Origin of the sequence: Kitasatospora brasiliensis, from assembly GCF_032654805.1 — a bacterium.
GTDB lineage: Bacteria > Actinomycetota > Actinomycetes > Streptomycetales > Streptomycetaceae > Kitasatospora > Kitasatospora brasiliensis.
In genome coordinates, this window is the sequence record NZ_JAUOOW010000006.1 from 318,796 (window position 1) to 333,343 (window position 14,548).

A 14,548-nucleotide genomic window follows, 5' to 3' on the forward strand; every position below is an offset into this window, starting at 1 on the left:
ATTCTCGGTCCGGGCGCGGGTGCTTGACCAGCGATTTGCAGGTCACGATCCCGCCCACGACGCCCGTAGTCCGCGCCCGCTCACGACGCCCGTGGTCACCTCGAATCCGACAACGCCCGACGCCCACGACGCCCGTAGTCCCCCTCCCGTGCGGGAGGGGGACTACGGGTGTCGTACGGGTGCCTCAGGGGCGGCGGATCAGACCTGGCCGGCCTTCTCCAGGGCCTCGCAGCAGGTGTTGATCAGGAGGCGGGTGACGACGTACGGGTCGACGTTGGCGTTCGGGCGACGGTCCTCGATGTAGCCCTTCTTCTCCACCTCGACCTGCCACGGGATGCGCACCGAGGCGCCGCGGTCGGAGACGCCGTAGCTGTAGACGTTCCACGGGGCGGTCTCGTGCTTGCCGGTCAGGCGGGACTGGATGTCGTGGCCGTACTGGTTGACGTGCTCCAGCACCTTCTCCTGGGAGGCGCCGAGCGCCTCGCAGGCGGTGATGATGGCGTCGTAGCCCTCGCGCATCGCCTTGGTGGAGAAGTTGGTGTGGGCGCCGGCCCCGTTCCAGTCGCCGCGGACGGGCTTGGCGTCGAGGGTGGCGTCGATGCCGAACTCCTCGGCGGTGCGGTACAGCAGGTAACGGGCGACCCACATGTCGTCCGAGGCGGTCAGCGCGTCGACCGGGCCGATCTGGAACTCCCACTGGCCGGGCATGACCTCGGCGTTGATGCCGCAGAGGGCCAGGCCGGCGTCGATGCAGCGGTCCATGTGCAGCTCGACGATCTCGCGGCCGAAGACCTCCTCGGCGCCGACACCGCAGTAGTAGCCGCCCTGCGGGGCCGGGTAGCCGCCCTCCGGGAAGCCGAGCGGGCGGGAGCCCTTGAAGAAGGTGTACTCCTGCTCGATGCCGAAGATCGACTCCTGGGCGGCGTACTTCTCGGCGACCTCGCGCAGCAGGGCGCGGGTGTTGGACACGTGCGGGGTGCCGTCCGTCTCCAGGACCTCGCAGAGGACCAGGATGTGGTCGCCGCCGCGGATCGGGTCCGGGATGACACGCACCGGGTCCAGCACGCGGTCCGAGGCGTGGCCCTCCGCCTGGCTGGTCGAGGAACCGTCGAAGCCCCAGGTGGGGATCTTGTCGGCGTTGGGAAGGACGCGAGTCTTGGAGCGGAGCTTCGCGGTCGGCTTGGTGCCGTCGATCCAGATGTACTCGGCCTTGATTGCCACGGCGTGTCCCTCGCATTGCTGGCTGGTGGGTGCCCGTGAAGAGTCGCAAGCCGCCGTTTCCCGGTTGTTCCTCTCATGTAACGCGCATGTGAACCAACCGTCCGCATTGGCACCGTCACGGAGCGGGAGTGCCGGGAGTGGCACTCCCGCCCCTTCGGGTGCCGTCGGTAACGACGGCTTCGCAGGTCAGTGACGGCGGGCGTGCGCGGCGCGGCGGCGCCGGGTGGCCCAGAGCGCGGCCGCGCCGCCCGCGACCAGGGCGCCGGCCCCGGCGGCGAGCGGTCCGGTGGCGCTGCTGCCGCCGGTGGTCGCCAGCCGCTCCGGCTTCTCCACCGCGGCCGCCGGGACGGCGCTGCGCGAGACGGTGGTGTCGGCGACCGATTGGGCCGCGGGCGCGCCGGTGGACGCACCGGGGGCCGGGGTGGCCACGGCACTCGGGGCGGACGGGGCGGCGGTCGGCCCGCCGGGCTTCTCGCAGCTCACCGAGGCGACGGTGACCTTCCCGGTGACCTTGGCGACGTTCAGGTTCAGCGGGTTCACCTCCACCTGCACCTCCAGGGCCGAGGCGGCGGCGGTGGTCGTGGTGACGGTCTTCTTGGAGAACTCCACCGAGACACTGCCGATCAGCGGCACGTCCACCTTGGTCGGGCCGTACAGGCCGACGGTGACCGGCTTGCCGAGCACGCTGAGCTTGACCGGTGCGACCACGTCCGCGGTCGGCTGCCCGTCCACCGGGCAGGTCGCCTCGGCGCTCATCGCCTCCAGGCCGAGCAGCGCGGTGGCGGGCAGCCCGGGGGCGTGCACGTTCGCGTTGACCAGCTTGACGGAGGCGGTGGCGCCCTTGGCGTCGACGCGGGTGACGGACCTGCCGACGTCCGCCTTGACCAGTTCGACCGGGCCGGTCTGGTCGACGCCGGCCACCGTGGCGGTCAGCATCGAACCGTCGCGCTGCGCGGGCGACTCCACCTTGTTCAGCGCGATGTTCACCGGGATGTCCACCGCCTTGTTCAACAGGCTGACGTCCAGGTCGACTTCGGCCGTGACGGCGCGCGCCTTGCCGGGCGACGGGGCGGACGACGGAGCAGACGACGGAGCGGACGACGCGGCCGGCTCGGCGGCCTGGACGGGCGCGGCGGTGAGCAGCGTGCTCGCCACCACGGCGGTGGCAGCGGCTATGGAAACGATGCGTCGAGAAGACATGGCGGTACCCCCACACGGATGGAACGATGAGCCGCCAGTCTTCTCAAACAATCTGTCACATGAGTAACACAGAACGTTATTTCACTCGTTGGGGTGAGATTGGCGTTCCGCACTGACTCAACTCTGCTACGGCAGCCGCCAGTCCACCGGCTGCGCCCCCTGCCGCACCAGCAGCTCGTTGGCCCGGCTGAACGGCCGCGAGCCGAAGAAGCCGCTGTTCGCCGAGTACGGGCTCGGGTGCGCCGACTCGATCGCCGGGACGTCCCCCAGCAGCGGCCGCAGGTTGCGGGCGTCACGCCCCCACAGGATCGCCACCAGCGGCCCGCCGCGCGCCACCAGCGCCCGGATCGCCTGCTCGGTGACCTCCTCCCAGCCCTTGCCCCGGTGCGCGGCCGGCTTGCGCGGCGCGGTGGTCAGCGCCCGGTTGAGCAGCAGGACGCCCTGCTTCGTCCACGGGGTGAGGTCACCGTTGGACGGCTGCGGCAGGCCGAGGTCGTTGCCGTACTCCTGGTAGATGTTGATCAGGCTCGCCGGGATCGGGCGGACCTCCGGCGCCACCGAGAAGCTCAGCCCGACGGCGTGGCCGGGCGTCGGGTACGGGTCCTGTCCGACGATCAGCACCCGCACGTCCGCCAGGGGCTGCTGGAACGCGCGCAGCACGTTCGGCCCGGAGGGCAGGTAGGTACGGCCTGCGGCCAGTTCGGCGCGCAGGAAGTCGCCCATCTCGGCGACCCGTCCGGCGACGGGTTCCAGGGCGGCGGCCCAGCCGGGCTCGACAATCTCGTTCAGTGGACGCGGTGCCATGGGCGCCACCCTATCGGCCTACACCGACAGGACGTTCAGCGGATGATCATGTGATCGCGGCCCCTCCGACCAGGCCCGGACGGGGCCGACGGGACTACCCGACCGGCCGCCCCCGCAGCACCACCAGCAGCGGGTCCGCGAGCACCCGGACGTCCGCCCGCGGGTCCTGCGCGTACACCACGAAGTCCGCCGGCGCGCCCTCCTCCAACCCGGGGCGGCCCAGCCACTCGCGCGCTCCCCAGCTCGCCGCCGACAGCGCCTCGGCCGGGCTCAGCCCCGCCCTGACCAGCTCCGCCACCTCGTCCGCGACCAGCCCGTGGGCCAGCGAGCCACCCGCATCGGTACCGACGAACACCGGGATGCCGGCGTCGTGCGCGGCGCCCACGGTGGCGTACCGGCGCTCGTGCAGCCGCCGCATGTGGGCCGCCCAGGCCGGGAACTTGGCCTCGCCGCCGGCCGCGAGGTCCGGGAAGGTGGCGATGTTGACCAGGGTCGGCACGATCGCCACCCCGCGCTCGGCGAACTGCGGGATCAGCTCCTCGGTCAGCCCGGTGGCGTGCTCGACGCAGTCGATGCCGGCCGCCAGCAGGTCGGGCAGCGACTCGGCGGCGAAACAGTGCGCGGTGACCCGGGCACCCTCCTCGTGGGCCGCCGCGATCGCCTCGGCGAGCGCGTCACCGGGCCAGCAGGCGGCGAGGTCGCCGCGCTCGCGGTCGATCCAGTCGCCGACCAGCTTCACCCAGCCGTCCCCGCGCCGGGCCTCGGCCCGGACATAGGCGGCCAGGTCGCCGGGCTCGATCTCGTGCGCGTAGTTGCGGATGTAGCGGCGGGTGCGGGCGATGTGCCGGCCGGCGCGGATGATCCGGGGCAGGTCCTCACGCTCGTCGATCCAGCGCGTGTCGGCGGCCGAGCCGGCGTCGCGGATCAGCAGGGTGCCGGCGTCCCGGTCGGTGAGCGCCTGCTTCTCGCTGGTCTCGGCGTCCACCGCGCCGTGCTCGTCCAGGCCGACGTGGCAGTGCGCGTCCACCAGACCGGGCAGCACCCAGCCGGTCACCGTCCGGACGTCCTCGGCGGTCGGCGGGCGGGTGAAGCTCACCCGGCCGTCCACCACCCAGAGTTCGTCCCGGACGTCCTGCGGACCGACCAGCACCCGACCCCGCACGTGCAGCACCGCTCCATCGCTCATGGCCGCACTCTACCGACGGGCGGGTTCCGTGTGAGCAGTCACGATGCGGCAGACTCGTTTCCGCACCCCGCCCCCGGTCCGCCACCTCCGACCGGCCACCCCCGTCCGAAAGGCCCCCGAAGACGTGAGTCCCTTCCTCGACCTCCCCCCGCTCAGCGCCGCCGAGTTCGCGGCGATCGAGGACAAGGTGGCCGCCCTGCTGCACACCGAGGCCGATGTGATCGTCACCCAGGGCGAGGCGCTCCTCCCCCTGGAGGCCGCGATCCGCGGCGCCGCGCACCCCGGGTCCACCGCGCTCAACATCGTCACCGGCCCGTACGGGCAGACCTTCGGCAACTGGCTGCGCTCCTGCGGCACCAAGGTCGTCGACCTGGCCGTGCCCTTCGACAGCGCGGTGAGCGCCGCGCAGGTGGCCGAGGCGCTGGCCGCCAACCCGGAGATCGACTTCGTCTCCCTGGTGCACGCCGAGGCCGCCACCGGCAACACCAACCCGGTCGCCGAGATCGGCGCCGTGGTCCGTGAGCACGGCGCGCTGCTGATGCTCGACGCGGTCGCCTCCGTCGCCGCCGAGCCGCTGCTCACCGACGAGTGGGGCGTCGACCTGTGCGTCATCGGCGGCCAGAAGGCGATGGGCGGCCCGGCCGGGGTCTCCGCCGTCTCGGTCTCCGAGCGCGCCTGGGAGCGGATCGCCGCCAACCCGGCCGCCCCGCGTCGCTCCTACCTGTCGCTGCTGGACTGGAAGGAGCGCTGGACCGACGCCGGCCGCGCCGTCCTGCCGCACGCCCCGGCCCAGTTGGAGATGCTGGCGCTCGGCGCCTGCCTGGACCGGATCGCCGCCGACGGCCTGCCCACCGTGATCGCCCGCCACCGCGCCGCCTCCGCCGCCACCCGGGCCGGCGTCCGCGCGCTCGGCACCCTGGCCCCGTACGTCGTCGAGGACGCCCACGCGGCCCCGGTCGCCACCACCCTGCGCACCCCGGAGGGCGTCGACGCGACCGCCCTCGCCGCCCGCCTCGACCCGGCGCTTCCCGTCCAGCCGGGCGGCGGCGCGCTGGCCGGCTCGATGCTGCGGGTCAACCACTACGGGCAGGCGGCCGCGCTGGACACCGTCCTGGCCTGCCTGTCGGCCCTGGCCGGCGCGACCGGCGCCGACCCGGCGCCCGCCCTGGCCGCCGCCGAGGCCGCCTGGGCCGCGGCCGTCCAGGCCTGACGAAGGCCGAGCCGGGCCCGATCGCACGACCACACGACGCGGCCCCCGGAGGAGAGATCCTCCGGGGGCCGCGCTCGTTCAGTGCCCGTTGACGTCCACCACCTCGACGCCCCGGATGTTCCGCTCGATCTCCTCCGCCGACAGCGCGATCGCCAGCGCCCAGTAGTAGACGACCAGCGAGAACACCACCACCACGGCGATGTCCCACCACAGCGGCAGATTCCCCCGCGCGCCCACCCCGAAGGTGCCCTGCCAGGAGATCAGGCCCATCCCGACCAGGTAGACCGGCAGCCACTGCCCGGCCCGGAAGTCCATCCGGGGCGCGTTCGGCACCCTCTTCGAGCGCGCGTACCAGGAGTACCCGCCGAGCAGCAGGTAGCCGATCACGATCGCCAGGCCGAGCCGCCACAGGGTGTCCCAGCCGGACCAGTAGATGACCAGGCTGGCCACCACGAAGGCCAGCGGCGAGACCACCGAGCCGCCGGGCAGGTGGTAGGAGCGCTCCATCCCCGGCAGCCGCTTGCGCAGCACCCCGAAGGCCAGCGGGGCGCCCGCGTACATCAGCACCACCGCCGAGGTGATGAAGCCGACCAGCCGCTGCCAGCTCGGGAAGGGCAGGAAGCAGATCACCCCGGCCGCCCAGGCGATCAGCAGGCCGAGCCAGGGCACCGCGCGGCTGTCGGTGGACTGGAGCGCCCGCGGCGCGTAGCCGTTGCGGCTCAGGCCGTAGGTGACCCGGGAGCTGGAGGTGATGTAGACCAGCCCGGTGCCGGCCGGCGAGATCACCGCGTCGATGAACAGCACGGTGGCCAGCCAGCCCAGGCCGATCAGGGTCGCGAGGCCGGCGAACGGCCCGCTGATCCCGGGGTATTCGAGGGTGCTCCAGCCCTGGGCGAAGGTCTCCGGCGGCAGCGCGCCGATGAACACCACCTGGAGCATCACGTAGACGACCGTGCCGATGACCACCGAGCCGAGCACCGCGCGCGGGATGTCCCGGCGCGGGTTGCGGCTCTCCCCTGCCCACTGGATGGCCTGCTCGAAGCCGAGCAGCGCGAAGATCACCCCGCTGCTGCTGATCGCCGCGAGCACGCCCTTGGCGCCGTCCGGCGCGAAGCCGTGCACGGAGAAGTTGGAGCCGTGGAACTGGGTGATGCCCAGCGCGAAGATGGTCAGCACCGGGATGGCGACCTTCCAGACGGTGGCCGCGCTGTTGGTGTGGGCGAGCAGCCGTACGCCGAGGAAGTTGACCGCGACGAACACCCCGAGCAGGACGGCGGCGACGACGAACCCCCAGCTGGTCAGCGTCAGGTTCTTGTGCAGCAGTCCGTCCGCCCAGCTCCAGTGCTGGGCGTAGTTGATCATCGCCTGCACCTCGATCGGCGCGATGGTCGCGGCCTGGAGCCAGGTGAACCAGCCGAAGGACATCCCGGCGAACCCGCCGAAGGCGTAGTGGGGGTAGCGCGCCGTGCCGCCCGCCACCGGGAACAGCCCGCCCAGTTCGGCGTGGACCAGCGCCAACAGCACGATCGCCACCGCGCCGATGCCCCAGGACAGCAGCGCGGCGGGCCCGGCCGCCACCGCCGCCTTCTGCGCCCCGAACAGCCAGCCGGAGCCGATGATCGCCCCGACCGAGGCCCAGAGCAGTCCGATGACGCCGACCTCGCGCCGCAGCCCGGTGTGCCCGGAGGCGGGCGGATTGGAGGAGGAATGGGCCATGGCCGATCGCCTCTCGAAGCAGGAGGAATTCCTCCGACAGTGCCGCAGCCCCGCCTCCCGCCGACCCCGAAACGCCCCGCACCCCGCGCCCCTCACCCGAACAGCCCGCCGGGTGCGGCCTGGACAGCACAGTTCCCGCGGCGTTCACCTGTCGGGCACGTGGAACTCACCGGGGGCAGGCAGGCTCCCGATCGGGATAGAAGTTGGCTATACAACTTCACCCAACACGACAGCCGTAGTGCCGCCGAGGAGAAGACCGATGACCGAACTGCCAGCGTATTGGCTGCGCGACAACTGTCCGTGCGCCGAGTGCCGGGACCCGCGCAACGGGCAGAAGCTGTTCCAGATCGCCGACCTGCCCGAGGATCTGGCGGTCGCCGGGAGCGGCGAGACCGACGGCCACCTGGAGGTGCTCTGGTCGGACGGACACCGCTCCCGCTACCCGCTGGAGTGGCTCGACGGGGCGGACGAGGGCGATGGGCGCACCGAGCGGGGCAAGCGGCTCTGGGCGGCGGCGGACTTCGCCGACGGGATCCCGGAGGCGCCCTGGGAGGCGTACCTGGCCGACCCGGCCCGGCAGGCCGCGGTGCTGACCGCCGTACGGAGCGAGGGCTTCGCCGTGCTGCGCGGGGTGCCGGCCGTGGAGCGGCAGGTGCTGCGGGTGGCGGAGAGCTTCGGCCACGTCCGGGTCACCAACTACGGGGAGCTGTTCGACGTCCGGGTCGAGCCGGCCCCCAACAACCTCGCCTTCACCAGCGCCGCCATCACCCCGCACACCGACAACCCGTACCGGGACCCGGTGCCGACCCTCCAGCTGCTGCACTGCCTGGAGAACTCCGCGACCGGCGGCGACTCCGGGCTGGTGGACGGGTTCCGCGCCGCGGCGGTCCTCCGGGAGGAGGCGCCGGAGGCGTTCGACGTCCTCACCCGCACGCCCGTCCCGTTCGTCTTCCGCGACCGCCGCACCGAACTGCGCGCCGACCGCCCACTGATCGACGTGGACCCGCTCGGCCGGATCCGCGAGGTGCGCTTCAACAACCGCTCGATCGGCACGCTGCGCGGAGGCGACCTGGGCGCCTTCTACGCCGCGTACCGCCGCTTCGCCGCGATCACCCTGCGCCCCGAGCTCCGGCTCACCTTCCGCCTCGGCCCCGGCGACTGCCTGGTCTTCGACAACACCCGCCTGCTCCACGCCCGGACGGCGTTCCGACAGGACGGCCACCGGCACCTCCAGGGCTGCTACGCCGACCTGGACGGGCTGAGCAGCACCCTCGCCGTACTGCACCGCCGCGCCGCCGCCCTGGACGCGATCGCCACCCTGTTCGCGGGCGAGGGCGCCGGGGAGTACCTGGGCGAGGAGGTCACCATGGCCGAGCACATGCTCCAGGCCGCCGCTGCCGCCGAGGCCGCCGGGGCACCCGCGCACTTGGTCGCCGCCGCGCTGCTGCACGACGTCGGACACTTCCACGGAGCCCTGCACGGACGGGATCTGATGGAGGGTCAGGACAACCGGCACGGCGACACCGGCGCCGACTGGCTGGCCCGCTGGTTCGGCCCGGAGGTCACCGAGCCGGTCCGGCTGCACGTGGCCGCCAAGCGCTACCTGTGCGCGGTCGAGCCCGGCTACCGGGAGCGGCTCTCCGCGGCCTCCGAGTACACGCTGAGCGTCCAGGGCGGCCCGATGGACGAGCGCCAGGCCGCCGCCTTCGCCGAACTCCCGGGCGCGCGGGACGCGGTGGCCGTCCGGCGGTGGGACGAGCAGGCCAAGGCGGCCGGCGCCCCGACCCCGGACTTCGCCCACTACCGCCCGCTGCTCGCCGCGCTCATGCGGTGAGCGACGCGCCCATGCGGTCAGCGGCGGGCCCACGCGGTGAGCGACGCGCCCATGCGGTGAGCGGCGGGCTCACGCGGCAGGCTCAGTCCAGCTCCCGCGCGTGCCGCGAAAGCGCCGAGGTGGCAAGGGAGTTGTGCACGCTGAACGCCACCGTCCCGGGCAGGTAGCGGTCCTGGGACCACTCCACCGGCGTGCCCGTCGGGTCGGTCGTGCGCCGCCGCTCGCGCAGCAGCGGACCGCCCCGGCGGCAGCCCAGCAGCCGGGCGTCCTCGGCGTTGGCCGCGACCACGTCGATGGTGTGGTCGGCGTCGGTGAACAGGATGCCGTGCTCGCGCAGCACTTCGGTGTGCGAGACCACGTCCGGCGGCAGCTCGGCGACGATCTCGCCGACCCTCGGCGGGTAGACGGTGCGCTCGACCATCACCGGCGTGCCGGACAGCGTCCGCAGCCGGACGATGACGTACACCTCGGCGCCCGGCTCCAGGCGCAGTTGCTCGCGCTCGGCGGCGTCGGCCGGGCGGCGCACCAGCGAGTCCAGGATGCCGCCGGGCTCCTCGCCCATCGAGTACGCCCAGTGCGTGAAGCTGAGCAGTTCGGAGAAGCTCTGTACCCGGGCGCCGCCCAGCACCACCCGGCGGGTGCCGCGGCGGGAGGTGACCAGTCCGTCGGAGCGCAGCACCGCGAGGGCCTGGCGGACGGTGCCGCGGGAGACGCCGTACTGCTCGGCCAGCGCCCCCTCGGCGGGCAGCCGGCCGGCCTCGCCGTACGCGCCGGTGGTGATCGCCTCGCGCAGGTCGGCGGCGACCTTCCGGTACAGCGCGCCGGGGCGTTCGGCCGGGTTCGCGGCCGGGCGTTCTCCGGCGGCCGAGTGGTCTCCGACGGCCGGGTGCCCCACGGCCTGGGAGCGCTGGGGATCGGTTGCCACGTCAGTCAATGTCCCTCCTGGGGCGGTGTCCTGCGCAGCCGTACTGGCGCGGACTGCCCGACCTTATCCCGCTGCGCCTTCGAAGCATCGCACCGAACGGATCACGCTCCGATGGCCTGATTCCACCGTTCCCGCAGCCGACCCCGGTTCTGGGCCGTCCGTTCACCTTCCCGTCACCGGGCTCCGGCGTACTTACCTCTGTCAGCGAAGTTGGCTAGTCAACTCGGACGATGACGATCGGTCTCTCACTCCGGCCAGCCCGCCGCTCTTCGCGAGACCCAAGCCCGCGGAACCCCCCGCGCAGTACGCCCCCTCATCAGGAGACTTCCCCGTGACCGTGCACCGCGCCCGCACCGCCGCCTTCGCGGCTGTACTGACCGCCGCCGCACTCTCCCTCACCGCCTGCGGCTCTGCCGGGTCGAGCGCCAAGTCCGGCGACACCGCGGGCGGCAAGAGCGCCAGGACCGCCACCTCCGTCGCCGACTTCGGCGGCATGGACGGCCTGGTCGCCGCCGCCAAGAAGGAGGGCAAGCTGCACGTCATCACCCTGCCCCGGACCTGGGCGAACTACGGCAAGCTGATGGACGACTTCAAGGCGAAGTACGGCATCGAGATCGAGGACGAGAACCCGGACGGCACCAGCCAGGACGAGATCAACGCGGTCACCTCCCGCAAGGGCCAGGACCGCGCCCCCGACGTCCTCGACCTGGGTTCCGCCTTCGCGCTCAGCGCCGCCAAGCAGGGCCTGCTGGCCCCGTACAAGGTGACCGACTTCGACAAGATCCCGGCCACCATGAAGAACGCCGACGGCATGCACTACAACGACTACGGCGGCTACATGGCGATCGGCTGCGACGCCAAGAAGGTCTCGGTCTGCCCGAAGACCTTCGCCGACCTGCTGAAGCCCGAGTACAAGGGCATGGTCGCCCTCAACGGCAACCCGACGAAGGCCGGTGCCGCCTTCGGCGCCGTCTACGCGGCCGCGCTCGCCAACGGCGGTTCGCTGGACAACATCCAGCCCGGCATCGACTTCTTCGGCAAGGTCAAGCAGGCCGGCAACTTCAACCCGGTCGAGGTCACCCCGGCGACCATCGAGAAGGGCGAGACCCCGATCACGATCGACTGGTCGTACCTGAGCGCCGGCTACGCCGACAAGTTCCGGGACAAGGGCATCGACTGGCAGGTGGCCATCCCCTCGGACGGCTCCTACGCCCAGTACTACAACCAGGCCATCAACAAGGACGCCCCGCACCCGGCGGCCGCCCGCCTGTGGCAGGAGTACCTGTTCAGCACCGAGGGCCAGAACGGCTTCCTCGGCGGCTACGCCACCCCGGCGCTGTTCGACTCCATGAAGGCCGCCGGCACCCTGGACACGGCCGCCGCCGCCAAGCTGCCCACCGTCGAGAAGCCCTTCACCACCTTCCCGACCCAGGAGCAGACGGACGCGGCCAAGAAGACCGTGACCGAGAACTGGGCCAAGGCGATCGCGGGCTGACCTGAGATGACCACGGCACCCACCCCGGTGCCGGCCACCGCCTCCGCCGCCCACAGCGGCGGAGGTGCCCCGGCCGGCTCCGTCACCCCCGGCATCACGGCCCACCAGGCCACCGCGGCCGACAAGGCCCCCCGCCCCGGCAAGCGCCGCGGCAGCGGCAGCCGCGCCTGGCTCGCCGCCCTCCCCCTGCTGCTCTTCTTCCTGATCGGTTTCGGCCTGCCGGCCGTGGCCATCGCCATCGGCGCGTTCACCACCTCCTCGGACGCCCCGGACGGCGGCGGCACCTTCACCACCGACAACCTGACCCACTCCCTCCAGGGCGCCTACTGGACGGCCCTTTGGGGCAGCGTGAAGCTCTCGCTGCTGACCGCGCTGATCGCCACCGTGGTCGGCCTGCCGCTGGCCCAGGCCGTGGCGACCTCCCGTCTCCGGGTCTTCCGCGAGGCCGTGATGTCCGCCTCCGGCGTGCTCGCCAACTTCGGCGGCGTCCCGCTGGCCTTCATGTTCGTCGCCACCCTCGGCAACTCCGGCGAGGTCACCAAGAAGCTCGGCCTGACCGAGCACGGCTGGAACCTCTACTCCTTCTCCGGCCTGTCGGTGGTCTACCTCTACTTCCTTGTCCCGCTGATGGTCATCACCATCACGCCGGCGCTGGAGGGCCTCAAGGTCCAGTGGCGCGAGGCCGCCGCCAACAACGGCGCCACCGGCGTCCAGTACTGGCGGCACGTGGCGCTGCCCGTCCTGCTGCCCTCGCTGCTCGGCGGCTTCGTGCTGCTGTTCGGCGCCTCCTTCGCCGCGTACGCCACCGCCGAGGCCATGGTGGGCAGTTCGGTCCCGCTGATCTCCATGCAGATCGGCGACGCGCTGTCCGGCAACGTCCTGGTCGGCCAGGGCAACCTCGCCCTCGCCCTCGGCCTCGACATGATCGTGGTCGCCTGCCTGGTGATGGCCGTGTACCTGCCCCTTCAGCGCCGGAGTGCCAAGTGGCTCGCCTGATCAATCGCATCCGTTTCGGCCGCGGCCTGGTCCTGCTGCTCTGCGGGATCTACTTCGCGGTGCCGATGGCCGCCTCGCTCTGGTTCAGCGTCGACGACAACAAGGGCGGCACCACCTTCCGCGCCTACACCGAGCTGCTGAACGCCCCCGGCTTCACCGACAGCCTGGTGCTCAGCCTCGAACTGGCCGCCGTCACCGTGGTGGTGCTGCTGCTCCTGCTCGTCCCGGCGGTGCTCGCCGCCCGGCTCGGCGCGCCGAAGCTGCGTCCGGTGATCGAGATCATGTGCTCGATGCCGCTGGTCGTCCCGGTCGTCGCGCTCACCACCGGCATCATCGGCGTGCTGCGCTGGGGCCCGGACTACCTCCAGGACACCCCGCTGTTCCAGACCGTCGTGGCCATCCAGGACCCGAAGTTCCCGATCGTCCTGGTCATCGCGTACGTGCTGATGGCGCTGCCGTTCGCCTACCGGGCGATCGACTCCGGGCTGCGCGGCGTGAACGTGGCCACCCTGGTGGAGGCCGCCCGCAACTGCGGGGCGGGCTGGCTGCGCGCGGTGTTCACCGTCGTCCTGCCGAACCTGCGCAGCGCGCTGCTGAACGCCGCCGTGCTCACCGTCGCCCTGGTGCTCGGCGAGTTCACCACCGCCTCCATCCTCGGCTTCACCCCCTTCTCGGTGTGGATCAACTCCAACGGCAAGAGCGACGGCCAGATGTCCGTCGCGGTCTCGATGCTCAGCCTGCTGATCGTCTGGCTCGTCCTGCTGCTGATGTCCGCCGTCGGCCGCGGCCGCAAGAGCGCCCGGTCCTGAACCACACCCCCGTTTCCAGGAGTTACCAGCCATGACCACGGCCACCGCCCTCGCCGACGGCGTCTCGCTCTCCCCCGGCAGTGCCACCGTCGAATTCCGTTCCCTGCGCCGGGCGTTCGGCGCCACGACCGCCCTGGACGGCCTGGACCTGACCGTCCACCCGGGCGAACTGCTCGCCCTGCTCGGCCCGTCCGGCTGCGGCAAGACCACCGCGCTGCGCATCCTGGCCGGCTTCGAGCAGCACGACTCCGGCGAGGTGCTGGTCGACGGCCAGGACATCACCACGATCCCGGCGCACAAGCGCGACGCGGGCATGGTGTTCCAGTCGTACAGCCTCTTCCCGCACCTGACCGCGCTGGACAACGTCGCCTTCGGGCTGCGGATGCGCGGCACCGGCAAGGCCGAACGCCGTTCCCGCGCCCACGAGTTGCTGGAGCTGGTCGGCCTGCCGCACCGCGCCGAGCACTACCCGCACCAGATGTCCGGCGGCCAGCAGCAGCGCATCGCGCTCGCCCGGGCGCTCGCCCTCCAGCCGCGGGTGCTGCTGCTGGACGAGCCGCTGTCCGCGCTGGACGCCAAGGTCCGCCTCCAGCTGCGCGAGGAGATTCGGCGCCTCCAACAGGAGTTGGGCATCACCACCCTGTTCGTCACCCACGACCAGGAGGAGGCGCTGTCGATGGCCGACCGGGTCGCGGTGCTGCGCGCCGGCAAGCTGGAGCAGTGCGCCACCCCGTCCGAGCTGTACGGCCGGCCGGCCACCGCGTTCGTCGCCGAGTTCGTCGGCACCATGAGCCGCATCCCGTGCACCCGCACCTCGGACGGCGTCGAGGTGCTCGGCCGCCGGCACGCGGTGGACGGCGACATCCCGGCCGGCGGTGAACTCCAGGTGCTGGTCCGCCCGGAGAACGTCGTCCTGACCCCGGCCGAGGACGGCCCGGCCCTGGTGGTCACCGCATCCTTCCTCGGCGCCGTCACCCGGCTCACCGTCCGCCTGGACGACGGCACCGAGGTCAAGGCCGACCTGCCCACCGAGGCCGCCGCCGCGCTGCCGGCCGGCGCCCGGGCCGCGCTCACCCTGCCGGAGCGCCCGGTACTGGTGGACCGCCGTACGGCCTGAGAGCCTCGTACCTCCTCGCTCCGCCCGCCGGAGCG

The 14,548-nt window shown here is 72.4% G+C and carries 12 protein-coding genes; 6 read left to right on the top strand and 6 right to left on the bottom strand.

Going from position 1 to position 14,548, the window contains the following annotated elements:
- Positions 1–198 precede the first annotated feature (198 nt).
- From glnII to QWJ13_RS24260, 4 genes are all read right to left on the bottom strand, one after another.
- A complete protein-coding gene (glnII, locus tag QWJ13_RS24245) occupies positions 199–1,221 on the bottom strand; it encodes a glutamine synthetase GlnII (RefSeq protein ID WP_316527032.1) in 1,023 nt (340 codons plus the stop codon).
- A 186-nt stretch (positions 1,222–1,407) separates the two neighbouring features.
- Complete coding sequence (locus QWJ13_RS24250) at positions 1,408–2,421, bottom strand: SCO1860 family LAETG-anchored protein (protein WP_316527033.1); 1,014 nt, start codon at positions 2,419–2,421, stop codon at positions 1,408–1,410.
- 126 nt (positions 2,422–2,547) lie between these two features.
- On the bottom strand, positions 2,548–3,225 hold the full coding sequence (locus QWJ13_RS24255; RefSeq protein ID WP_316527034.1) for a uracil-DNA glycosylase: 678 nt from the start codon (positions 3,223–3,225) through the stop codon (positions 2,548–2,550).
- Positions 3,226–3,319: 94 nt separating this feature from the next.
- Positions 3,320–4,411 carry an amidohydrolase family protein gene (locus QWJ13_RS24260; RefSeq protein ID WP_316527035.1) on the bottom strand — a complete coding sequence of 364 codons (1,092 nt, stop codon included), beginning with the start codon at positions 4,409–4,411 and terminating at the stop codon, positions 3,320–3,322.
- 124 nt (positions 4,412–4,535) lie between these two features.
- Between QWJ13_RS24260 and QWJ13_RS24265 the strand changes: the two genes are divergently transcribed.
- Complete coding sequence (locus tag QWJ13_RS24265; RefSeq protein ID WP_316527036.1) at positions 4,536–5,621, top strand: pyridoxal-phosphate-dependent aminotransferase family protein; 1,086 nt, start codon at positions 4,536–4,538, stop codon at positions 5,619–5,621.
- Between the two features lie 78 nt (positions 5,622–5,699).
- Here QWJ13_RS24265 and QWJ13_RS24270 read toward each other — a convergent pair whose 3' ends face one another.
- Positions 5,700–7,337 carry an APC family permease gene (locus QWJ13_RS24270; RefSeq protein WP_316527037.1) on the bottom strand — a complete coding sequence of 546 codons (1,638 nt, stop codon included), beginning with the start codon at positions 7,335–7,337 and terminating at the stop codon, positions 5,700–5,702.
- Positions 7,338–7,596: 259 nt separating this feature from the next.
- Here QWJ13_RS24270 and tmpA point away from each other — a divergent pair, with 259 nt between their 5' ends.
- Positions 7,597–9,171, top strand: coding sequence for a 2-trimethylaminoethylphosphonate dioxygenase (tmpA, locus tag QWJ13_RS24275; protein ID WP_316527038.1), 1,575 nt, complete (start codon positions 7,597–7,599; stop codon positions 9,169–9,171).
- A gap of 82 nt (positions 9,172–9,253) precedes the next feature.
- Here tmpA and QWJ13_RS24280 read toward each other — a convergent pair whose 3' ends face one another.
- Positions 9,254–10,096 carry a GntR family transcriptional regulator gene (locus QWJ13_RS24280; RefSeq protein WP_316527039.1) on the bottom strand — a complete coding sequence of 281 codons (843 nt, stop codon included), beginning with the start codon at positions 10,094–10,096 and terminating at the stop codon, positions 9,254–9,256.
- A 331-nt stretch (positions 10,097–10,427) separates the two neighbouring features.
- Here QWJ13_RS24280 and QWJ13_RS24285 point away from each other — a divergent pair, with 331 nt between their 5' ends.
- Genes QWJ13_RS24285 through QWJ13_RS24300 form a run of 4 tightly spaced genes read left to right on the top strand, consistent with a single transcriptional unit; the run spans position 10,428 to position 14,513 of the window.
- Positions 10,428–11,591: an ABC transporter substrate-binding protein gene (locus tag QWJ13_RS24285; protein ID WP_316527040.1), complete on the top strand. Its 1,164-nt coding sequence runs from the start codon at positions 10,428–10,430 to the stop codon at positions 11,589–11,591.
- Positions 11,592–11,597: 6 nt separating this feature from the next.
- Positions 11,598–12,587 carry an ABC transporter permease gene (locus tag QWJ13_RS24290; RefSeq protein WP_316527042.1) on the top strand — a complete coding sequence of 330 codons (990 nt, stop codon included), beginning with the start codon at positions 11,598–11,600 and terminating at the stop codon, positions 12,585–12,587.
- Positions 12,587–13,396 (top strand): ABC transporter permease, encoded by an 810-nt coding sequence (locus QWJ13_RS24295; protein ID WP_432277604.1) that lies wholly within the window; start codon positions 12,587–12,589, stop codon positions 13,394–13,396. Before QWJ13_RS24290 ends, QWJ13_RS24295 begins: the two co-directional genes overlap by 1 nt.
- A gap of 31 nt (positions 13,397–13,427) precedes the next feature.
- Positions 13,428–14,513, top strand: coding sequence for an ABC transporter ATP-binding protein (locus QWJ13_RS24300; RefSeq protein WP_316527043.1), 1,086 nt, complete (start codon positions 13,428–13,430; stop codon positions 14,511–14,513).
- Positions 14,514–14,548 lie beyond the last annotated feature (35 nt).